This is a genomic window from Accumulibacter sp. (assembly GCF_023806625.1).
In the GTDB taxonomy this organism is placed as follows: Bacteria; Pseudomonadota; Gammaproteobacteria; order Burkholderiales; family Rhodocyclaceae; genus Accumulibacter.
This window is the reverse complement of the sequence record NZ_JAMTDX010000093.1, coordinates 38961-59112: the sequence shown is the minus strand read 5'-3', so window position 1 is coordinate 59112 and position 20152 is coordinate 38961. Positions and strand designations below refer to the sequence as shown.

Here is a 20152-nt window from a genome sequence, read left to right as displayed (position 1 = left end):
ATGCGGGCGATCGCCCGGGCTGCGAAACGTGCAGCCGAGGCGCGCGACGACCCGCGGCTCGTTCGTTGAGGCTTCGCTGGCCGCAGCCACTGGAACCACTGCAATGAGCCCGCCCGACCTGACGCTCTCCCGCGCGCTGCTCGACGCGCTCGGCGAGGCGATAGGCCAGACAACCGGCTCGCCAACGAGGATCGAGACGGCGAAGCCGATCGGCGGTGGTTCGATATCGCGCACCCTGCTCGTCGAGGCAGGCCAGCGCCCTTTCTTCGTCAAGCTCAACGAAGCCAGCAACGCCCCGATGTTCGCTGCCGAGGTCGACGGTCTGGCCGCTCTCGCCGCTTGCGCGGCGCTGCGCGTTCCACGTGTCGTCGGCCAGGGCACGAGCGACGGGCAGGCTTGGCTGATCCTCGAGTATCTGCCGCTGCGGCCACTGCGCGAGCGCGCGGACGGAATCAGCGCCGGGCGCGCGCTGGCCCAACTGCACCGGATCACCGGCGATCGCCATGGCTGGCCGCGCGACAACTTCATCGGCCGTACGCCGCAGCCGAACGCTGCACAGCGGACCTGGCCGCTGTTCTTTGCCCGCCAGAGGCTCCTGCCACAGATCGAACTGGCGAAGCGTCGAGGCCACGCCGGCCGACTGATCGACGATGGCCTGCGGCTCGCAGAACGGCTGCCCGCCCTTTTCTTGAGCCATGATCCTCCGCCGAGTCTGCTCCACGGCGACCTCTGGTCGGGCAACGTGGCCAGCGACGATTCGGGCAGGCTCGCGGTCTTCGATCCGGCGGTCTATCACGGTGACCGCGAGGCCGACCTGGCGATGACCGAGCTGTTTGGCGGATTTCCAGACAGTTTCTACGCGGCCTACCGCGACGCGTGGCCGCTCGCCGACGGCTACGAGCAGCGCAAGACGCTCTACAACCTTTATCATGTGCTCAACCACCTCAACCTTTTTGGGCGCGGCTACCTGCGCGAGGCCGAGCGGATGACCAGCAGGCTGCTCGCTGAACTCAGCGGCTAGCGACACGTTCGCGCAGGGTTTTGACCGGCGGGCCCGCCGCGCTCGTCGGCCGCCGTTCTGATCGAACGACGGCACCCGCGAGCCCCAGGCAACGCCGCCGCCTTTCGGGAGACCCCCATGGATCAGTCGAGCAGCAGCAGACAGCGAGTCGGCCACTTCCGGCAAATCCTCCTCTGGCCACTGCAGCTGATGCCGCTCGACCCGTCGGGCCCGCTGGCCGAGCACTACCAGCTGCTCGAAAAGCCGACCACGGACAATCCTTGGCGTGAGCTGGCCGACGAGTTCTCGGGCGACCCCGCGCAGTTCCACGAACGACACTACAGTGAGTTCGTCACCTTCCTCCCTTACGTGCAGCGCTTCCTCTACGGCGAGGGCAGCGCCCACGGCGCACCCGCGCCCTTCGGCGAGTCGCCGATCCGCGTCTTCCGCCGCCACGACGTGGCGAGAGTCCGGATGAGCTTCAAGGATCGCGAGGAGCCGATCGATTTCGAGGTCGTCCATCTCGACCTCTACTTCTTCTACGACATCGACGCCGTCATCCTGGTCGTCGAGATCTGCGCCGACGACCTCGAGCTGCATCAGGTCCTCGACACGCTGTACCGCTTCGGCCGCGCGTATCCGCCGCACTGGGACGACGACGGCAGCGGCGGTCACTGTCTCCGGCGCTGCGAGTGGATCGGAACCCAGGGCGACATCCTGGCCGCGTCAGACTACGAACGGCGCAGCAAGTATCTGCACTTCGTCAGCCGTTTTCGCGCACCGTGCATCTCGTCACACTGGGAGTTCATTCTGCGCCCGCTGGTCCTCCATCATTCCGACGAATCGGGTCCGGTCCGCTACCGCCAGATCGAATATCACCGCATGCCCTTGCTCGCCTATCTGGCGATGGACGATCCACACTCATTGACGCGTGGCGACTTTGCCCGGCTGGTTCTGGTGACCGGCCCCGGAAAGAAGGGTTCGCTGCCCTACTCCGACGAGCACCTTCAAGGCTTCGAGAGCCGTTACTGCTTCGATCGCTTCTGGCACCCGCAGGCCGAGCAGCCGGGAACCCGCCTGATGTCCTGCGGCCATGCCTTCGTGATGGTCGGCAGCGCGCACGACAGTTATTTCTGCGACCTCGAGAAGGGCTTGCTCGGCCAGTTCCGCCATCAGTTCTTCCTGCTCGCGCTGATTCCGCACTTCCACAAGGCCGCGCTGCTGATGCTCTCCGACCGCCTGGTCACGGCACTCAATCGCCTCGAAATCGGCAGCGCCGAGTCGGTCAAGCAGTTCAAGCGGGCGATCCGCCAGATCCTCGAAGTCTTCCTGCGCTTCAGCCATCGCTACTGGTTCCACGAGATTTCCGACCAGACCCAGGCCAGAGCGCTGTTCAGCATGACCCGCGACCACCTCGGTACCGAGCGCCTCTACTCCGAACTGCGCGAGGAGATCCAGGACATGAGCCAGTACCTCGACAGCGACAGCCTGCGCCGGCAAGCCAATACCGTCGTCCGGCTGACCGTGGTGACCACCGCCGGTCTGGTCGCGACGATCACCACTGGTTTTCTCGGGATGAACCTGATCGACGCGGCGAGCGCGCCGCTGTCCGAGCGGATCGTCTTGTTCACCCTCGTCGCGATTCCCTCTCTGTTGCTCACCGGTTTCGCGGTCGCCAAATCCAAGCCGCTTTCCGACTTTCTCGAGGCGCTCTCCGACGAGCGACTGTCGAACCGGGACAAGCTCGCGGCACTCGTTCCGGTGTGGCGGAAGAAGCGGCCGAAAGGAGCTGCCGGCCAAAGCACCCGTGATGGCTGACCAGCCCGCCGGGCCAGCCACCGATCGTCGTCGCCGAGCAAGCACGGGCCGAGACCTGACGAAGGCCACCAGGCCGGGCATCGGCCGATGACAGATCGATGACCCCGCACCTCGACCAGCGTCGAGCGCGCGGCCGATCGTGCCTCTCTCGGGAAGACAACGGAAGCGTGCGCCCGCACATCGGACTCCGGCAACGCTCACCTGGACGCGACGCTCGCGCGAGGCGCGAGGCCACGCAGCTTGCGGCGTTCGTGGTCGCGGGCAAGGCAGGATGTGACCGCGGGCTCCAGGCAGTGTAGATTCTCGCCTGAGCCTTCGCTGCGTTTCGAGGAACTCGAACCCGTGCGCATCCATTCCCTGACGGTCGAGCAGGCGCTGCAGAGCCTGAACAGCTCGTCGCGCGGCCTGCGCGGCGAGGAGGCGGCTCGCCGTCTCGCCGAATTCGGAGCCAACGACCTCGAGGAGATCGAGCGTCCCCACCTGCTCCTGCGCTTCGCCCAGGAATTCACGCACTTCTTCGCGATCATCCTGTGGATCGGCGCCGCGCTGTCGTTCCTTGCCGAGCATTTCGACCCGGGCCAGGGAATGGCGCGCCTCGGGGTAGCGATCGTCGGTGTGATCGTGATCAACGGCGTCTTCTCCTTCTGGCAGGAATACAAGGCCGAGCGCGCGGTCGCGGCGCTGCGTCAGCTGCTGCCCCAAAGGGTGAAGGCGCTGCGCAACGGCGAAGTGGCCGGAATCCTTGCCCGCGAGCTGGTCCCCGGCGACGTCGTCCTGCTCGACGAGGGCGACTTCGTCCCGGCCGACTGCCGGCTAATCGAGGTCCTCGGACTGCGCGTCAATCTGTCGACGGTCACCGGTGAATCGCTGGCCAAGGCGCGCGGTGTCGCGCCGAGCAGCGAGGAGTCACCCCTTCAGGCGCGCAACGTCGTTCTCGCCGGAACGACGGTCGTCTCGGGTCAGGCGCGCGCCGTCGTCTACGCGACCGGCATGCGCACCGAGTTCGGACGCATCGCCCACCTGACGCAGACGGCCGGTGAGACCGCTTCGCCATTGCAACGCGAGATCGCCCGGCTCTCGCGAATCGTCGCCTTTCTGGCAACCGGCACCGGCATCGCGCTGTTCTTCGTCGGGCAGGCGATCGGCCTGCCGACCTGGGAGAATCTGCTCTTCGCGATCGGCATCATCGTCGCCAACGTCCCCGAGGGCCTGCTGCCAACAGTGACGCTCTCGCTGGCCATGGCCACGCAGCGGATGGCCCGACGCAACGCGCTCGTCCGCCACCTCCCAGCGGTCGAGGCGCTGGGTTCGACGACGGTGATCTGCAGCGACAAGACCGGGACACTGACCCAGAACCGGATGTCGGTTCATCGGCTGTGGGTGGCAGATGTGTTTGTCGCCCGCGACGAATTGGCCAGACACCCGGATCTGGCCAGCGCTCACCACCACCTGTTCGTCAACGCGGCGCTGTGCCACAACCTCAAGGAAGTCGAGCAGGAGGGGCAGCGGCAGCTGCACGGCGACCCGATGGAAATGGCTCTCGCCGAAACTGGCCGGCAGATGATCGGAAACGTCGAGCACTTCAGGGTCATCGACGAGATCCCCTTCGACACCGACCGCAAGCGCATGTCGGTGCTTTGCTCGACCCCCGACGGACCGATGCTCTACTGCAAGGGCGCGCTCGAGACGGTTCTCGGCACCTGCTCGTTCCTCGACTCCGCAGCCGGGGTCGTGCCGATCGATCCGGCCGCCTGCGGTCGACTGCTCGCCGCGCAGGACGAAATGGCCGGCGCAGGCCTGCGCGTGCTCGCCTTCGCCCACCGCAGGATGGGCGGCGACGCCCCGGGCGCCGAGGAGCAGATGATTCTCGCCGGACTGATCGGGCTCGAAGATCCGCCGCGGCCGCAGGTCCCGGAGGCGATCGCCCGCTGCTCCGAAGCGGGAATCCGGATCATCATGGTCACCGGCGACCACCCGCGCACCGGGCTGGCCATCGCCCGGCAGATCGGACTGATCCGCAGCGAGCTGCCGGTGGTCATCGTCGGCGAACAGTTGCGCCTGATGTCCCCGACCCAGCTGCAACTGGCCCTCGACGCACCCGAGGTGCTCTTCGCTCGCGTCGCGGCGGAACAGAAGATGCGCATCGTCGAGGCGCTGAAAAACAAGGGCGAGATCGTCGCGGTGACCGGCGACGGCGTCAACGACGCGCCGGCGCTCAAGGCGGCCGACATCGGCATCGCCATGGGCATCGCCGGAACCGACGTGGCCAAGGCGGCCGCCGACCTGATCCTGCTCGACGACAACTTCGCGAGCATCGTCGCGGCAATCGAGGAAGGCCGGGCGGTATTCGAGAACATCCGCAAGTTCCTGACCTACATCCTGGCCTCGAACATCCCTGAGCTCGTTCCCTATCTCGCCTACGTCCTGCTGCGCATTCCCCTGCCGCTGACGATCATTCAGATCCTCGCCGTCGACCTCGGGACCGACATGCTCCCGGCGCTGGCGCTCGGCGCCGAGAAACCCGACCCGGCGGTGATGAAGCGCCCCCCGCGTGCGCGCCACGAACGGCTGCTCTCCTGGGGTCTGCTGGCTCGTGCCTACCTCTTCCTCGGTTTGCTCGAAGCCGCCGGATCGATGGCTGCGTTCTTTGTCGTGCTCGGTGGCGGCGGCTGGGTTTACGGTGAAGCGCTCGATCGCTCCGCCCCGCTGTACCTCGAGGCGACCACCGCCTGCCTGGGGACGATCGTCGTCATGCAGATGATCAATGTGTTCCTATGCCGTCACCTGCAGCGATCTTCGCTGACCGGCGGGGCAGCCGCGAATCGCTTCCTGCTCCTCGGCGTCGCCGCCGAACTGGCAGTGATCCTGCTGATCGTCTACACTCCAGCCGGTAACTGGCTCTTCGGCACGGCGCCGCTGGCTACCGCGAGCTGGGTCTTCGCGTTCGGCTGCGCCGTGCTCATGGGCTCACTCGAGGAGCTGCGCAAGGCGGCCGTACGCACGAATGCCCGGATCTGACCGATGCCCGCCGAGTTGCCCCCACTGATCGCCAGCCTTCTCGATCCGGCACGCTATCCCGATCCCGCGGAACGTGTCGAACTCGTCGAAACGCACGCCTCGTGGCTGCTGCTCGCCGGCGATTACGCGTACAAGGTCAAGAAGCCCCTGACCCTTCCCTTCCTCGACTACGGCACGCTCGACAAGCGGCGCGCGTGTTGCGAAGCCGAGCTCCAGCTGAACCGGCGGTTCGCGGCCGACCTGTATCTCGGCGTCGTGCCGATCACCGGCCAGGCCGACGACCCAAGGATCGGCGGCAGCGGCCCGGCGATCGAGTTCGCAGTGCGCATGCGCCGCTTCGTCGAAGCCGGACGCGCCGACCGGCTCTGCGCCCGCCGTCAACTGCGCCGGGAGCAGGTCTCGCAGCTCGCCCAGACGATCGCCGATTTCCACGAGCAGGCCCGGCAGGCGCCCATCGGCAGCCCGTGGGGCGACCCCGGCCAAGTGCTCGCCCCGGTCAGCGAGAACTTCGACGAACTTCGCGATTTGCTGGCCGAGCCGGACGAGCAGCGTCGCCTGGCGCGCCTCGACGAGTGGACAAACGCCGAATCCGGACGCCTTCAGGCGGTCTTCGCCGAGCGCAAGGCGACCGGTCGAATCCGCGAGTGCCACGGCGACCTCCATCTCGGCAACATCGTCCTCGTCGACGGACGATTCATGCTGTTCGACTGCATCGAGTTCAACGAGGCGCTGCGCTGGATCGACGTGGCCAGCGAAATCGCCTTCACCTACGTTGACCTGCTCGACCATGATCAGCCGGGCTTCGCTTGCTGGCTGCTCAACGAATGGCTGGCCAGCAGCGGCGACTATCCCGCGGCCCGGGTCCTGCGCTTCTACGCGGTCTACCGCGCCCTCGTCCGCGCGAAGGTCGCCGCGATCCGCTCGACCCAGCGCGCGGACGATGCCGCCATCGCCCGCCAATACCTTGCCTTGGCTGAACGACTCGTTGCCCCGCCCTCCCCGCAACTGATCATCACCCATGGCGTTGCCGGTTGCGGCAAGAGCCGCGCCTCGCGCCGGCTGCTGCTCACCGACCAGGCAGCAGCGACGATTCGCCTGCGTTCCGACGTCGAGCGCAAACGTCTGTTTGGCCTGAGCGCCGCCTCGGGAAGCGGGTCGCCGATCAACGGCGGGATCTATGCTCCCGAAGCCAGCGAGCTGACCTACCGGCGCCTGCGCGGGCTCGCCGCCGAACTCCTCGACGCAAAGTGGTCGGTGATCGTAGACGCCGCCTTTCTCGAAAGATCGCGGCGCGACGATTTCCGGGCCCTGGCCAGCGAGACCGGGGTTGCCTTCCGGATCGTCGCCCCGCAGGCGACGCGGGCCCAGCTCAGGGCCCGCGTCCAGGGCCGGCTGGCCCGACGAAGGGACGCCTCGGAGGCGACCCTCGCGGTTCTCGAGCGACAACTGGCGCATGTCGAACGCCTTTCGGCCGATGAGCGCAGCTGCCTGATCGACCCATCCCGCCCGCCCGACGTGCCCAGGGGCGAATGAACCGCACGGCGTCGCACAGCGTCCGCCATCGTCGCCATTGGCCGCTGTCGGGAAATTTTACAGCGGCGACACCAGAGGCATTGCGTTGCCCATTCAATAGTCTGATTTAATGTCTGTCATCGATTCTCGGAGGAGATGGCAGAATTCTTGCTTTGGGAGTCTCGGGGTCCATCCGGTGGCGCGCAACCGACGGCCCTTTTCAGCGCCGCCGCGTGCGGGCTCAGATCGACTTCAGCATCCGCATCTCGCGTACAATGCCGCGGATCGCGTCTCGTCAGCACAGGGGCAGCGCCATGAACATCCTCAACAACTGGAAAATGCTCGAACTCGTCACCCGGGACAATGAGGTTCTGGTGTGCATCGAGGGCCGGGTGTACGGCAACAATCCACGCTTTCCGTCGTCTTCACACATCCGGACATCGCCGGTGACCGGCTACAGCCTGGATTCGAACTCGATGGTCGTGATCACCCGACGTGGCTCGGAGTATCTGCTCGGCAAGCCCGACCCCTCGGAGACCTTCGCCCAGCAACGCCTGATGCGCCGCCTCTCGCGCCTCAATCAGTCGGGCGCAGCCCGCTTCAACGAACTCGAGTCCCAGTTGACCGGCTTCGGCGAGGAACGCGGTCACGAAACCGCCAGACATCACGATTAGGGCAACGCCCAGCCCCCCGAGCCGTGCGCGGTTCGTCACCGAGATCACCAGAAAAAGCGACGGGGGCCGAAGCCCCCGTCGATAGCCATTCTGTTTATCGGAAGGCTATGTCCTCAGCAGGCCTCAAGCGGCCAGTGCGAAACGCTCATCGTTGGCGTTTATTGATTTGCGCGGATTACGTCCGTCGCCTCTCGGGTCGCCTGCTTGCCTTGCTTCACCCTGTCGAAGCCAGTACACCCCCGTAGTGGTGGAGGTGGCGGGAATCGAACCCGCGTCCAGAATGCCTCCGGTTCGCCGGGATTACGACCATGTTCAGTATTATGGGGCCAGAAGCGGACGAGTTCAAGACCCTGCAGACCGCCCGGCTCGGTCAGACCTGCATGTTCATCACGTCGTGATAGGCCGAGACCAACTTGTTGCGGACCTGGATCATCTCCTGGAAAGAGAGGTTGGCCTTCTGCAGGGCGATCATTACCTCGTGCAGGTTCTCACCCGAGTTGCCGGCGGCAAAACTTGCCGCCAGCGCTTCCGCCTGTTCCTGCGTCTGGCTGACGCGGTCGATCGACGTCTGCAGAACCTGAGCGAAGTCGACCGCCGTTCCGGGGACGGCCGAACCCTCGGGTGAACGGTTGGCGGCTGCCGTGGAGGTCGCCCGCAAGACGTTGAGCATCTGGTCAATACCCTTGGTTTCCACCTGATTCCCTCCGCTGTCGCACAGAGTCCAAGCAAGAAGCGTACCTTGATGCGCCCAGGCAGCGCCGCTCGCTCACCCTTTCAGAAAACCCTCGATCCGGTACTGCCGAAGCTTGTGGCGCAGCGTTCGCTCGGGCATTCCAAGGCGCTGGCCGGCGAGTTTGCGCGAGCCGCCGACCGCAGCGAGCGTCTCCAGTATGTGCTCGCGCTCGACTTCGCGCAACTCGTCACTCTGCCCGGCTCTCGGCGTCCGGCGGCCGGCCACGGACAGTGAACCGGGCGATGGCGCGGGCTCGCTGGCCACACCCGAATGGCTGCTGCCGGCGAGTTGCAGGTCAGCGGCCTCGACGAGTTCTCCGGCAGCGAGGATGACCGCCCTCTGGATGACGTTCTCGAGTTCGCGCACGTTGCCCGGCCACGGGTGAGCCTCGAGGGCGGATTCGGCTGCGGCGGAGAAACGCAGACCCGGCCGGCCGCCGCGGCTGCCGTGGGCGACCAGGAAATGGCGGGCGAGCGGAACGACGTCGCGAACGCGCTGCCGCAAGGCCGGGATCGGCAACGGGAAGACGTTGAGCCGATAATAGAGGTCTTCGCGGAACGCTCCCCTGGCGACGGCGTCGGACATGTCGCGGTTGGTCGTCGCGATGACCCGGATGTCGAGGACGATCGGCTTGCGCCCGCCGACCCTCTCGACTTCGCGCTCCTGGAGGACACGCAGCAGCTTGGCCTGCAGCGCCGGCTGCATTTCGGTGATCTCGTCGAGCAGCAGGGTACCGCCCTGCGCCTGCTCGAACTTGCCTGGCTGCGCATTCTGTGCGCCGCTGAAGGCACCCTTCTCGTGGCCAAACAGGGTAGCTTCAAGGAGGCTCTCGGGGATCGCCGCACAGTTGATGGCCACGAAAGGTCCACCGCGTCGCGCCGAGTGCTGGTGGATGTACCGCGCGACGACCTCCTTGCCGACACCGCTCTCGCCGGTCAGCAGGACCGTCGCGTCGGTCTGCGCGACCCGGGCGGCGAGTGCGAAGAGATGCATGCTCACCGGGTCGGTGGCGATCACCCCGTCGCTGGTGACCGTCCCCGGAAGCCGGTAGCGCAGGACGTGAGCGAGCAGCACCTGCGCGTCGAAGGGCTTGAGCAGAAAGTCGCAGGCACCCGCGCGCATCGCCTCGACGGCGCGATCGACGTCGGCGAAGGCGGTCATCAGGACGACCGGCAGGAAAGCGAAGCGCTGGCGAATCTCCTTGAGCAGCGCGATCCCGTCGACCGGCAGCATGCGCACGTCACTGACCACCAGTGAGACATCGCGCGCGGCGAGCAGGCGCAACGCCTCCTCGGCGCCGGCTGCACCGAGCACCGCGTGGCCCGCCAGTTCGAGCGTATCGCAGAGCGCCTCGCGCAGCGCCGGGTCGTCCTCGACCACCAGAATCGGCATTCCACCGCCCATATCGCGTCCGGACTTCAGTCTTCGTCTCCCGCCGCTGCCTCCAAAGGCAGAAGCATCAGGAATTCCGCGCCTTCGCCCGGAGCCGAGCGCAGGCTCAGGCTCCCGCCGTGGGCTCGTGCAACGCCGAGGGCGATCGCCAGTCCGAGCCCGGTTCCCTGACCGCGGGTGGTGAAGAAGGGTTCGAAGACACGCTCCTGGACCTCGACCGGAATCCCTGAACCGGTATCCGAAACGCTGATCCGCAGACTGTCTCCGGCCACTTCCGCACCGAGAACCACGCGCGCGCCTGGCGAGCACGCCTGCAGGGCGTTTTCGAGCAGACTGACCAGAGCTCCGGCGAGGGCCTTGCGGTTGCCGACGACGACGACTTCTCGCGCCAGACAGGCGACCTCGAAAGCCACGCTGCCTGACGCGAACAGCGGCTGCACGGCGTGCACGGCGTCACCGAGCAGTTGCCGGACCGAGATCGTATCACGGCCCATGCTGCCGCCGCGCGCGAAGAGCAGTACGTCCTGGATCAAGCGCTCGAGCCGCCTGAGTTGCGCGCTGGTCCGCTCGGCGAAGCGCCTGCGCGCGGCATCGGGCAAGTCGTCCTGTCCGAGGTTGGCGCTGTACAGCAGCGCCGTGGCCAGCGGTGTGCGCAACTGGTGAGCGAGCGAAGCGGCCATCTCGCCCATCGCAGCCAGACGCTGGTTGCGCTCCAGGTCGGCCTTCAGGCGATGCGCCGCGGTGACGTCGTGGAGGAGCAGGATCCGGCCTCCGGCCGAATCCAGCGGGCTCTCGACGACTGCGAGGCGCCGCTCGCCGAGGCACCACTCGCCGGGTGTCCCGGCCTGAACGAGTCGCGCCGCGGCGAGAACGGGCCAGTCCTCGCCGATGATCGCTTCGCCGAACATCTCGCGCGCGGCCGGGTTGGCCTCGCTGACCCGCGCCGCGCAGTCGACCACGACGACTCCGGCCGGCAACGCATTGAGCAGCAGCGCGAGACGTTCGGACAGCGCCTGCTTCTCTTCGTACTGGCGACGCAGTTCGCCGTTGGCCACGGCGAGTTCGGCAGTCAGCGACTCGACGCGCCCCTGGAGTTCCTGGTACGCCTGTGTCAGCGCCTCGGAAACCTGGTTGAACACGTCGAAGGCGCGCTGCAGTTCCTGCGCCCGAGCGTCCTGACCCGTTAACCGGTCAAGTTCGGTCATCGAATGGCAAGTCCCATACACTAACCGCTACAATATCGGCGTAATTATCGGTCTTTTCTCTTCCTCCCTGCCTGCCTGATCGCAGGACCATCGACGTCTCACGGAGCATGGCCGCAGTCGGAACCGAGGGCACTGCAAACCCCACCGGCGGCAAGCTGGTCGATCGCGCTCGCGAGGCCTTCGCGCGCCTGAGCAACCGCCAGAAGGTCGTCCTGATGGTCTCGCTGGCCGTGGTGATCGCCCTGCTCGTCGCCGCCGCGACGCTGCTCCGCCAGGGCGAGTACAGGATTCTCTTCTCGAACGTCTCGGAACGCGACGGCGGTGCGATCATCGCCGCGCTCGAGCAGATGAACGTTCCCTACCGGTTCACCGAATCGGGCAATGCGATCCTCGTTCCCTCGAGCCGGGTCCACGACGTGCGCTTGCGCCTGGCCTCGCAGGGGCTGCCGAGGGGCGGAGCGGTCGGCTTCGAGCTGATGGAGGGCCAGAAGTTTGGCATCAGCCAGTTTGCCGAACAGGTCAATTACCAGCGCGGTCTCGAAGGCGAACTGTCACGCACGATCCAGTCGATCGCCGCCGTCCAGTCTGCACGAGTCCATCTCGCGATACCCAAGCCGACGGTCTTCATGCGCGAGGAACTCAAGCCGTCGGCGTCGGTGATGCTCAACCTGTACGCCGGAAGGGCGCTCGATGCGGCGCAGATCGCCGGAATCCAGAACCTCGTCGCGGCGAGCGTGCCGCAACTCTCGCCGTCGAGCGTCACGGTCCTCGACCAGAGCGGAACGCTCCTCTCGCAAATGAAGAGCCGCCTGCTCGAGGCCGGGCTCGATCCGACGCAGGTCAAGTACGTCCACGAGGTCGAGGCGGCGATCATCAAGCGCGTCGAGGACATCCTCGCGCCGATCGTCGGACCGGGAAACGCACGTGTCCAGATCGCCGCGGACATCGACTTCTCACAGACCGAGCAAACGGCCGAAACGCATCGCCCGAACGCGACGCCTCCGGAAATCACCATCCGCAGCCAGCAGAGCAGCGAGACGGCGACGACCAGCCCGACTGCCCAGGGAGTGCCGGGAGCGCTGAGCAACCAGCCGCCGGTCCCGGCGACCGCCCCGCTGACTCAGCCGCCGGCGGCCGGCGCGGGAACGGGCGGTACGGCGACCCCGCCGCTGCCTGGGCAGATCAACGCCGCCGGCGTCCAGGCGCCGATCGCGAGCATCGCACAACCGCTCAGTACGACGAAGAATTCGACGATCAACTACGAGGTCGACAGGACGATCCGCCACGTCCGACAGGCGGTCGGCACGATCCGGCGACTCTCCGGCGCCGTGGTGATCAACCAGCGCAAGGACGTCGGCAAGGACGGCAAGCCGGTGAGCAAGCCGCTGCCCGACGGCGAACTCAAGCAGATCAGCGACCTGGTCAAGGAAGCCATGGGTTTCAGCAAGGAGCGAGGCGACAGCATCTCGGTGGCCAACGCCCCGTTCACGGCCACCGAAAAGGAAGAAGGAATTCCGCCATGGCGAGACCCCGAGACGCTCGCCGTGGGCCGCGATCTCGTCAAGTACGGGACGATTGCCGCGATCATCGCCTACCTGCTGCTCGGTGTCGTCCGGCCACTGGTCAGGACGATGCTCGAGCGCCCTGCCGGCGCCGAGACGGCGCCAGGTGGACGCATCGATCTGGTCGCCGGCGAGGAGGCCGAAGAGGAAGTCGGCGAACGCGCTCCGACGGCCAGCGAGATCCTCGAACGCAAGCTCGCCGAGGCGCGGGCACTCGCTCAGCGGGACCCGCAGGCTGTGGCGAACATCATCAGGCAATGGACCGGCGCCAATGCCAGCTGACGACGGCATCGAGAAGAGCGCCATCCTGCTCATCGCGCTCGGCGAGGACTACGCGGCTGAAGTCCTCCGCCACCTCGGCCCACGCGAGGTGCAGCGGCTCGGTCAGGCGATGGCCACACTGAAGTCGGTCCCCCGCGCGCGGGTCGAGGAAGTGCTCGCCGAGTTCCACAAGTCGGCCGAGGAATCGGCCGCAGTCCATGTCGACACCGACAGCTACGTCCGTTCGGTGCTCACCAAGGCGCTTGGCGACGACAAGGCATCGAACCTGATCTCGCGCATTCTCCAGCCCGGAGACACCAAGGGGATCGAGGGTCTGAAGTGGATGGACGCGCCGACCGTCGCCGACCTGATCCGCAACGAGCACCCGCAGATCATCGCCACGATCCTCGTCCATCTCGCCCATGATCATGCCAGCGACATCCTCAATCATTTCCCCGAGCGCCTGCGCAACGACGTGATCCTGCGTGTGGCCACCCTCGAGGGCATCCAGCCCGAGGCGCTTCAGGAACTCAACGACGTGATGGTCCGGCTGCTCTCGACAGCCGGAGGGATGAAGAAATCGGCGATGGGCGGCGTGCGCACGGTCGCCGAAATCCTCAACTTCATGGGCAGCGCCAACGAAGCCGCGGTTCTCGAGTCGATCCGCGAATACGACCCCGACCTCGCACAGAAGATCCTCGACGAGATGTTCGTTTTCGAGAATCTCCTCGATCTCGAGGACCGAGCGATCCAGTTGCTGCTGCGCGAGATTCAGTCGGAGTCGCTGATCCTGGCGATGAAGGGGGCCAGCGAAGCGCTGCGCGACAAGATTTTCCGGAACATGTCGCAGCGGGCCTCCGAAATGCTCCGCGAGGACCTCGAATCGCGCGGCCCGGTGCGCGTCTCGGAGGTCGAAGCCGAACAGAAGGAGATCCTCAAGATCGTCCGCCGTCTCGCCGACGAAGGGCAGATCGTCCTCGGCGGCGCGGGCGGTGAGGAAATGGTCTGAGAGGGATGAGCAACTGGATTCCCAAGGAGAAGCTGACCGCGTACCAGCGCTGGGAGATCGCGGCTTTCGACGAACGCCGGGAGGAAGACACACCTGCGGCGGAGAGCCCGGCCGGCACGGTCCCCGAGGCCCCGCGGGAGCCCGCGCCCGAGCCCGAAAGCACGGCAGCCGAGCCGGCAGTTGTCATGCCCACCGCCGAGGAGCTCGAACGGGTCTATCAGGAAGCGCATGTTTCGGGCTACGCCGCCGGGCACGAAGAGGGACTCAGGGCCGTGCAGGCGGTCAGCGAGCGATTCGCCACGCTGACCGAGGGTCTGTCGCGCGGGCTCGCCGAAATCGAGCAGCAGGTTGCCGAGCAACTGTTGACGCTGGCCATCGAGATCGCCAGTCAGGTCGTCCGCCAGAGCCTGCGCATTCGTCCCGAACTGCTCTTGCCGGTCGTCCGTGAAGCGCTGACCACGCTCCACCTGCACCACGGTCAGCCGCTGCTCTTCGTGAACCCCGACGACGCCGCCCTGGTGCGCAGTCACCTTGGTGAACAGCTCGCGCACAGCAGCTGGCGAATCGTCGAAGATCGCTCGCTGACCGCTGGCGGATGCCGGCTGCAGCTCGGCGCCAGCGAGGTCGATGCGACTCTCGAGACGCGCTGGCGCCGGGTCATCGAAGCCATCGGCGTCAACCAGGAGTGGCTCGACGAACGCATGGGAAGGCCCACGAGAAGTGGCTGAGACGACGCCGAACCCCCATCTGAACGCTTGGCGCGTCTTCCTCGACGGCTGTCGGCAGGCCAGCAGCCAGGTCAGCTCGCTGCTCCCCAGCGGCCATCTGACGCGGATCAACGGCCTGGTCATGGAAGCGGCGGGACTCAAGCTGCCCCTCGGAAGCTCGTGCCGGATCATCCCCCCTGGCGGCTCACCGATCGAAGCCGAGGTCGTCGGCTTCCACGGCGAAAGGCTCTTCCTGATGCCCTCCGAGGACGTCTATGGTCTCTCGCCCGGATCTCGCGTCGTCGCCCTCGAGACACCCGCCCGGCCACCACGGATAGGCTCGCCGCCGCCGGCACGGCGCCGGTCGATCGACCGGGCCAAGCTCGTCCCGGTTGGCAACTCTCTGCTCGGCCGAGTTCTGGACGGCGCCGGGCGGCCGCTCGACCGGCTCGGTCCGCTGCGCGCGAGCGCTCTGCGGCCGCTGCAGAGCCGGCCGGTGAATCCGATGTCCAGGGCACCAATCGTCGAGGTTCTCGACGTCGGGGTCCGAGCGATCAACGCCCTGCTCTGCGTCGGCCGTGGACAACGCATGGGCCTCTTCGCCGGATCAGGCGTCGGCAAGAGCGTCCTGCTCGGGATGATGGCCCGCTACACGTCGGCTGAGGTGATCGTCGTCGGCCTGATCGGCGAGCGCGGGCGCGAGGTCAAGGAATTCATCGAGCAGATTCTCGGCGAGGAAGGTCTTCGCCGCTCGATCGTCGTTGCCGCGCCGGCCGACGTGAGCCCGTTGATGCGCCTGCAAGGGGCCGCCTACGCGACCTGCGTCGCCGAGTACTTTCGTGATCAGGGGCGTCAGGTGCTGCTGATCATGGATTCGCTGACCCGCTACGCGATGGCCCAGAGGGAAATCGCTCTGGCCATCGGCGAGCCACCGGTCACCCGGGGTTACCCGCCTTCGGTCTTCGCGCGCCTGCCGCAGCTCGTCGAGCGAGCCGGCAACGGACCCGAGGGCGGTGGGTCGATCACCGCTTTCTACACGGTGCTCGCCGAGGGCGACGATCAGCAGGACCCGATCGCCGATTCGGCCAGGGCGATCCTCGACGGCCACGTGGTCCTCTCGCGAATGCTCGCCGACGCCGGCCACTATCCAGCGATCGACATCGAGCAGTCGATTTCGCGCGCGATGGTCAATCTGGTCAGCCCGGCGCACCTCGACCACATCCGGCGCTTCCGCAATCTGTTCTCGCGCTACCAGCGCTCACGCGACCTGATCAGCGTCGGCGCCTACGTCGCAGGATCCGACGCGCAGCTCGACCAGGCGATCGCCAGTTATCCGCGCTTCGAGGCCTTCCTGCAGCAGGGTCTCGGACAACGCGCCGGGTTCGCAGACAGCGTCGCCCAGCTGACCAGTGCGCTCGGCATCCCGCCTGAGCGGTCGTGAACGAGCCCTGGCCGACCAGTACAGCCATCGCCGGCGTTGCCCTCCGGACGGGACACCCGCGATGACCCGACCGTTCTCGCTGCAAACCGTTCTCGACCTGATGCAGCAACGCAACGACGAGGCGACACAGCGACTCGCCCGGCTGATCGCTGCCGAGATGGACGCAAGGAAGCAGCTCGAACTGCTCCACGACTACCGCCACGAATACTCGGAGCGCTTCCGCCAGGCTGCCAGCAACGGCCTGAGCCTGCCCGAGTGGCGAAACTACGAGGACTTCCTCTCCCGACTCGACGAAGCGGTCAGCCATCAGCTGCAGGCACTGCGCGCAAGGCAAAGCCAGACTGCAGAGGGTCAGGCAGCATGGCAGGAGCAGAGGGTCAGGCTGCAGGCCTTCGCCACGCTCGCCCAGCGCCATCAGGCGGCTGAAGCACGAAGTGACCTGCGCAGGGAACAGAAGACGCAGGACGAGTTCGCCGCCCGACATCACGACCGCCCGGACGAGCCCTGATTCGTTCATGGCACGCCGTTTGCTTGCCAACGACGTGCCGACGGGTCCAAAGACGCCTGCCTGCCTCCGGATCCGGATTCGCGCCTGCCCCAGCTGATCGGCAGCGAACCGGAGCTGCCGACCGCCTTTCAGAAAAGGACCTGCTGATGGCCATCGTCGTCGTATCGAGCCCGCCTGGCGCCCCGCAGGTGCGGCCAGCCGCAGAGCTGCCGGTCAGGGGCGGAGGCGAAGCCTCGTCGCCGATCGACGGGCAGGACTTCGCGACGATCCTCAGCAGGGTGCCGGCGGCCACCGATTGCGCCCTGCCCGAGCCGCCGAGAGGCAAAGGCGACGAGCAGACCGGCGACAACGCCCCACCCGGGGCAGTCGGAGACCCGTTTGCGGCGCTGCTCGGCGCACCGCTGGCCGCGCCGCCGATCGCCCCGACCATTGCCCGCAGCGACGATGCGGTACCGATGACCCCTGAAGACAAGTCAGCGACCAAGCCGATCGCTCTTTCACTGAGGTCGGCAAACGACGAAGCGCTCGTGCGTCGCCCGGACTCTGATGGCGCGGCGCAGTCTGCCTCCGCGGAGTTGCCGGCATTGGCCAGGCCGGCAAGATTTGCCGTTGCCGAGACGATCGCCGCAGCCAGTGGCCCCGCCGCCGAGCGGGATGGCGACTTGGCCGCAGCGCCCAACAGGCCGGGCACGCCGCTGCAGGCGGCGCTGCCGCTCGCCGCCCCGACGTCGCCACCAGGTCACGCGACCAGCGCGACGATCCCCACCGCGGTCGGCGCACCGGCCTGGGCCGGTGAATTCGCCGACCGTGTGTTGTGGTTCGTCAGGAACGACAGGGAGTTCGCCCGCCTCTCGCTGACCCCACCCGAACTCGGCAGGATCGACATCCGGCTGGACATCGACAAGGATACCGCCAGCGCATCTTTTGTCTCCACGAGCCCCGAAGTCAGGAGCGCCATCGAAGCCGCGGTCCCACGGCTGCGCGAAATGTTCGCCAGTGCGGGAATAGACCTCGGCCAGGTGGCGGTTGGCAGCGAAGCTTTCTCTCAATCGTCGCAATCCGGACGGCAGGCCGACCCGCCGCCCCGACCATTTGCCGATAACGCTATACTTGGCAGCATGCCCGGCGACGAGCCGGGAGTCCGGCCGATGAACCTGCGCAGTGGCTCCGGACTGGTCGACATTTTCGCCTGACGGAAGCCGCAGAGATTGCCCGAGTGACCGGTTCAGCGGCGACCGTCGCCGACCAAAGATTCAGGGAGATCGAAACTGAATGGCCAAGGATGCAAAGCCCTCAGCCAACGGCAGTGAAGCCGCACCGGCGAGAAACAGCAAGAAGCTGATCATCGTTTCGTTGGTCGTGGCGGTTCTTGCTCTCGGTGCGCTCAGCGCCTTCCTGCTCTTCAGGCACGCACCCGAGGCTGACGAGGAAGACGGCGAAGTCGCCGTCGAAAAGACCAGACCCGCTAAGAAGAAGAAAGCCGACAAGGGGGCGCCGCCGATCTACGTCGCACTCGACGCCTTCACGGTCAACCTCGTGCCGGAAGGCGGCGATCGTTTCCTGCAACTGATCCTGTCGGTCGAGGTCGAGGACTCGCAGATCGGTGATCAGCTGAAGCTGTACATGCCCAAGCTGCGCAACGACCTGACGCTGCTGCTGTCGAGCAAGAAGCCGTCGGAACTGGTGACCAAGGAAGGCAAGGAACAGCTGGCACGGGAAATCCTCGAGCAGATGAACGGTGTTCTCGACCCGGGAAGCAAGGCCAAGAAGCGCGACGGCCCGATTCGGGAGGTACTGTTCACTTCGTTCATCATCCAGTGATTGCCGATGAGCGCTGATTTCCTTTCCCAGGAGGAGGTCGACGCTCTCCTCAGGGGTGTCAGCGGCGAAGCGGAAGAGCCCGAATCGACCGAAGAGGCGACAGAAGGTCCACGGGCTTACAACCTGGGAACCCAGGAACGGATCGTCCGCGGACGGATGCCGACGCTCGAACTGGTCAACGAGCGCTTCGCCCGCTACCTGCGCATCGGGTTGTTCAATTACATGCATCGCAGCGCCGAGATCTCGGTCGGCTCGATCCTCGTCCAGAAGTACAGCGAGTTCACGCGCAACCTCGTCGTCCCGACCAACCTCAACCTGGTCACCGCAAAGCCGTTGCGTGGCACCGCGCTGTTCGTCTTCGACCCGAGCCTGGTCTTCCTGGTCGTCGACAACATGTTCGGCGGCGATGGGCGCTTCCACACCCGTGTCGAAGGCCGGGACTTCACTCCGACCGAGCAGCGAATCATTCAGGGCCTGCTGTCGGTCGTCTTCGCCGAGTATGCGCGATCGTGGAAACCGGTCTACGAACTCGCCTTCGAGTATGTCCGTTCGGAAATGAATTCGCAGTTCGCGAACATCGCGACGCCCTCCGAGATCGTCGTGTCGACGACCTTCTCGATCGAGTTCGGTGGATCGGGCGCCGACATGCACATCTGCTTCCCCTACTCGATGATCGAGCCGATTCGCGATCTGCTGTACAGCGCGATGCAGAGCGACCAGGTGACCACCGACCGTCGCTGGATCGCCACGCTGCGCAAACAACTCAAGAACGCCGAAGTCGAGATCACCGCGCGGCTGGCGACGACGACGGTCAGCCTCCGACAGATCCTGGCGATGAAAGTCGGAGACGTGGTCCCGCTCGACATTCCGGAAACGATCGTCGCCTACGTCGATGACGTGCCGCTGATGGAATGCCGGTACGGCCAGCAGGGCGGGCAATACGCGCTGAAGATCGAACGTTTCACGCATTCCGAAGACTCGGGATCGCCGCTGGGAGAGGCCCATGACTGACAAGACGGATGATTTTGCCGCTCCGCCGGGCGGCGGCAACAGCTTCGAGGACGACTGGGCGGCAGCGATGACCGAACAGGCGATAGCCGAAAGTGCCGCATCCGGCGGCGCCCGGCGGGCCGAGATCTTTCCGAGTTTCGACGAGCCAGGCACCCGACCCTCGCTGATCAGCGAGCTGGACATGATCCTCGACATCCCGGTGCAGATCAGCGTCGAACTCGGGCGAACGCGGATCACGATCAAGAACCTTCTGCAGCTCGCCCACGGTTCGGTCGTCGAGCTCGACGCGCTGGCCGGCGAACCGCTGAGCGTGTTCGTCAATGGCACGCTGATCGCGCAGGGCGAAGTCGTCGTGGTCAATGACAAGTTCGGAATCCGCCTGACGGACATCGTCACGCCTTCGGAGAGAGCCCGCAAGATCGGTCACTGAGCGAGTCGTCAGGAGATCGTCGCGTACGGGACGGGGCGCCCGGCGCGACT

General features: G+C 66.3%; 17 protein-coding genes and 1 other RNA gene. 14 read left to right on the top strand and 4 right to left on the bottom strand.

The window, feature by feature from the left end; translation table 11 throughout:
* Positions 1–103 precede the first annotated feature (103 nt).
* The 5 genes from NFW05_RS14770 (at position 104) to NFW05_RS14750 (ending at position 8022) form a co-directional block, all read left to right on the top strand.
* Positions 104–1021: a fructosamine kinase family protein gene (locus NFW05_RS14770; protein WP_295308489.1), complete on the top strand. Its 918-nt coding sequence runs from the start codon at positions 104–106 to the stop codon at positions 1019–1021.
* Positions 1022–1138: 117 nt separating this feature from the next.
* The gene (locus tag NFW05_RS14765) at positions 1139–2818 is read left to right on the top strand and encodes a CorA family divalent cation transporter (RefSeq protein ID WP_295308486.1); all 1680 of its coding nucleotides are present in this window, start codon (positions 1139–1141) and stop codon (positions 2816–2818) included.
* Positions 2819–3160: 342 nt separating this feature from the next.
* Positions 3161–5836 carry a cation-transporting P-type ATPase gene (locus NFW05_RS14760; protein WP_295308483.1) on the top strand — a complete coding sequence of 892 codons (2676 nt, stop codon included), beginning with the start codon at positions 3161–3163 and terminating at the stop codon, positions 5834–5836.
* Positions 5837–5839: 3 nt separating this feature from the next.
* Positions 5840–7369 (top strand): bifunctional aminoglycoside phosphotransferase/ATP-binding protein, encoded by a 1530-nt coding sequence (locus tag NFW05_RS14755; RefSeq protein ID WP_295308480.1) that lies wholly within the window; start codon positions 5840–5842, stop codon positions 7367–7369.
* A 293-nt stretch (positions 7370–7662) separates the two neighbouring features.
* The gene (locus NFW05_RS14750) at positions 7663–8022 is read left to right on the top strand and encodes a hypothetical protein (protein ID WP_295308477.1); all 360 of its coding nucleotides are present in this window, start codon (positions 7663–7665) and stop codon (positions 8020–8022) included.
* Between the two features lie 55 nt (positions 8023–8077).
* Here NFW05_RS14750 and ssrA read toward each other — a convergent pair.
* The 4 genes from ssrA to NFW05_RS14730 all read right to left on the bottom strand — a co-directional run bounded on the left by ssrA (position 8078) and on the right by NFW05_RS14730 (position 11352).
* Positions 8078–8381, bottom strand: a transfer-messenger RNA (tmRNA) gene (gene ssrA / locus NFW05_RS14745).
* 11 nt (positions 8382–8392) lie between these two features.
* Positions 8393–8716: a flagellar hook-basal body complex protein FliE gene (gene fliE, locus NFW05_RS14740; RefSeq protein ID WP_295308474.1), complete on the bottom strand. Its 324-nt coding sequence runs from the start codon at positions 8714–8716 to the stop codon at positions 8393–8395.
* Positions 8717–8788: 72 nt separating this feature from the next.
* Positions 8789–10159 carry a sigma-54 dependent transcriptional regulator gene (locus tag NFW05_RS14735; protein ID WP_295308471.1) on the bottom strand — a complete coding sequence of 457 codons (1371 nt, stop codon included), beginning with the start codon at positions 10157–10159 and terminating at the stop codon, positions 8789–8791.
* Positions 10160–10173: 14 nt separating this feature from the next.
* Entirely contained in the window at positions 10174–11352 is a 1179-nt protein-coding gene (locus NFW05_RS14730) for an ATP-binding protein (protein ID WP_295308468.1), read from the bottom strand.
* Positions 11353–11459: 107 nt separating this feature from the next.
* Between NFW05_RS14730 and fliF the strand changes: the two genes are divergently transcribed.
* The 9 genes from fliF to fliN all read left to right on the top strand — a co-directional run bounded on the left by fliF (position 11460) and on the right by fliN (position 20102).
* Positions 11460–13196: a flagellar basal-body MS-ring/collar protein FliF gene (fliF, locus tag NFW05_RS14725; protein ID WP_295308465.1), complete on the top strand. Its 1737-nt coding sequence runs from the start codon at positions 11460–11462 to the stop codon at positions 13194–13196.
* On the top strand, positions 13186–14184 hold the full coding sequence (gene fliG, locus NFW05_RS14720; RefSeq protein ID WP_295308462.1) for a flagellar motor switch protein FliG: 999 nt from the start codon (positions 13186–13188) through the stop codon (positions 14182–14184). The genes fliF and fliG overlap by 11 nt, the downstream gene beginning before the upstream one ends.
* A gap of 5 nt (positions 14185–14189) precedes the next feature.
* Positions 14190–14912 (top strand): flagellar assembly protein FliH, encoded by a 723-nt coding sequence (locus NFW05_RS14715; protein ID WP_295308459.1) that lies wholly within the window; start codon positions 14190–14192, stop codon positions 14910–14912.
* Positions 14913–14931: 19 nt separating this feature from the next.
* On the top strand, positions 14932–16332 hold the full coding sequence (fliI, locus tag NFW05_RS14710) for a flagellar protein export ATPase FliI (RefSeq protein ID WP_295308555.1): 1401 nt from the start codon (positions 14932–14934) through the stop codon (positions 16330–16332).
* A gap of 61 nt (positions 16333–16393) precedes the next feature.
* Positions 16394–16840, top strand: coding sequence for a flagellar export protein FliJ (gene fliJ, locus NFW05_RS14705; protein ID WP_295308456.1), 447 nt, complete (start codon positions 16394–16396; stop codon positions 16838–16840).
* Positions 16841–16986: 146 nt separating this feature from the next.
* Complete coding sequence (locus NFW05_RS14700; protein ID WP_295308453.1) at positions 16987–18033, top strand: flagellar hook-length control protein FliK; 1047 nt, start codon at positions 16987–16989, stop codon at positions 18031–18033.
* A gap of 79 nt (positions 18034–18112) precedes the next feature.
* A complete protein-coding gene (locus NFW05_RS14695; RefSeq protein ID WP_295308450.1) occupies positions 18113–18661 on the top strand; it encodes a flagellar basal body-associated FliL family protein in 549 nt (182 codons plus the stop codon).
* Between the two features lie 6 nt (positions 18662–18667).
* Positions 18668–19672 (top strand): flagellar motor switch protein FliM, encoded by a 1005-nt coding sequence (gene fliM, locus NFW05_RS14690; protein WP_295308447.1) that lies wholly within the window; start codon positions 18668–18670, stop codon positions 19670–19672.
* Positions 19665–20102, top strand: a complete 438-nt coding sequence (gene fliN / locus NFW05_RS14685) for a flagellar motor switch protein FliN (protein ID WP_295308444.1) — start codon at positions 19665–19667, stop codon at positions 20100–20102. The genes fliM and fliN overlap by 8 nt, the downstream gene beginning before the upstream one ends.
* Positions 20103–20152 lie beyond the last annotated feature (50 nt).

What these genes read in the sequence shown, in the direction of transcription:
- fliF (WP_295308465.1), top strand. Translation starts at nt 11,460, where the DNA reads ATGGCCGCAGTCGGAACCGAGGGCACTGCAAACCCCACCGGCGGCAAG.
- NFW05_RS14715 (WP_295308459.1), top strand. Translation starts at nt 14,190, where the DNA reads ATGAGCAACTGGATTCCCAAGGAGAAGCTGACCGCGTACCAGCGCTGG.
- fliM (WP_295308447.1), top strand. Translation starts at nt 18,668, where the DNA reads ATGAGCGCTGATTTCCTTTCCCAGGAGGAGGTCGACGCTCTCCTCAGG.
- NFW05_RS14695 (WP_295308450.1), top strand. Translation starts at nt 18,113, where the DNA reads ATGGCCAAGGATGCAAAGCCCTCAGCCAACGGCAGTGAAGCCGCACCG.
- NFW05_RS14700 (WP_295308453.1), top strand. Translation starts at nt 16,987, where the DNA reads ATGGCCATCGTCGTCGTATCGAGCCCGCCTGGCGCCCCGCAGGTGCGG.
- NFW05_RS14770 (WP_295308489.1), top strand. Translation starts at nt 104, where the DNA reads ATGAGCCCGCCCGACCTGACGCTCTCCCGCGCGCTGCTCGACGCGCTC.
- fliN (WP_295308444.1), top strand. Translation starts at nt 19,665, where the DNA reads ATGACTGACAAGACGGATGATTTTGCCGCTCCGCCGGGCGGCGGCAAC.
- NFW05_RS14765 (WP_295308486.1), top strand. Translation starts at nt 1,139, where the DNA reads ATGGATCAGTCGAGCAGCAGCAGACAGCGAGTCGGCCACTTCCGGCAA.
- NFW05_RS14730 (WP_295308468.1), bottom strand. Translation starts at nt 11,352, where the DNA reads ATGACCGAACTTGACCGGTTAACGGGTCAGGACGCTCGGGCGCAGGAA.
- fliG (WP_295308462.1), top strand. Translation starts at nt 13,186, where the DNA reads ATGCCAGCTGACGACGGCATCGAGAAGAGCGCCATCCTGCTCATCGCG.
- fliJ (WP_295308456.1), top strand. Translation starts at nt 16,394, where the DNA reads ATGACCCGACCGTTCTCGCTGCAAACCGTTCTCGACCTGATGCAGCAA.
- NFW05_RS14750 (WP_295308477.1), top strand. Translation starts at nt 7,663, where the DNA reads ATGAACATCCTCAACAACTGGAAAATGCTCGAACTCGTCACCCGGGAC.
- NFW05_RS14735 (WP_295308471.1), bottom strand. Translation starts at nt 10,159, where the DNA reads ATGGGCGGTGGAATGCCGATTCTGGTGGTCGAGGACGACCCGGCGCTG.
- NFW05_RS14755 (WP_295308480.1), top strand. Translation starts at nt 5,840, where the DNA reads ATGCCCGCCGAGTTGCCCCCACTGATCGCCAGCCTTCTCGATCCGGCA.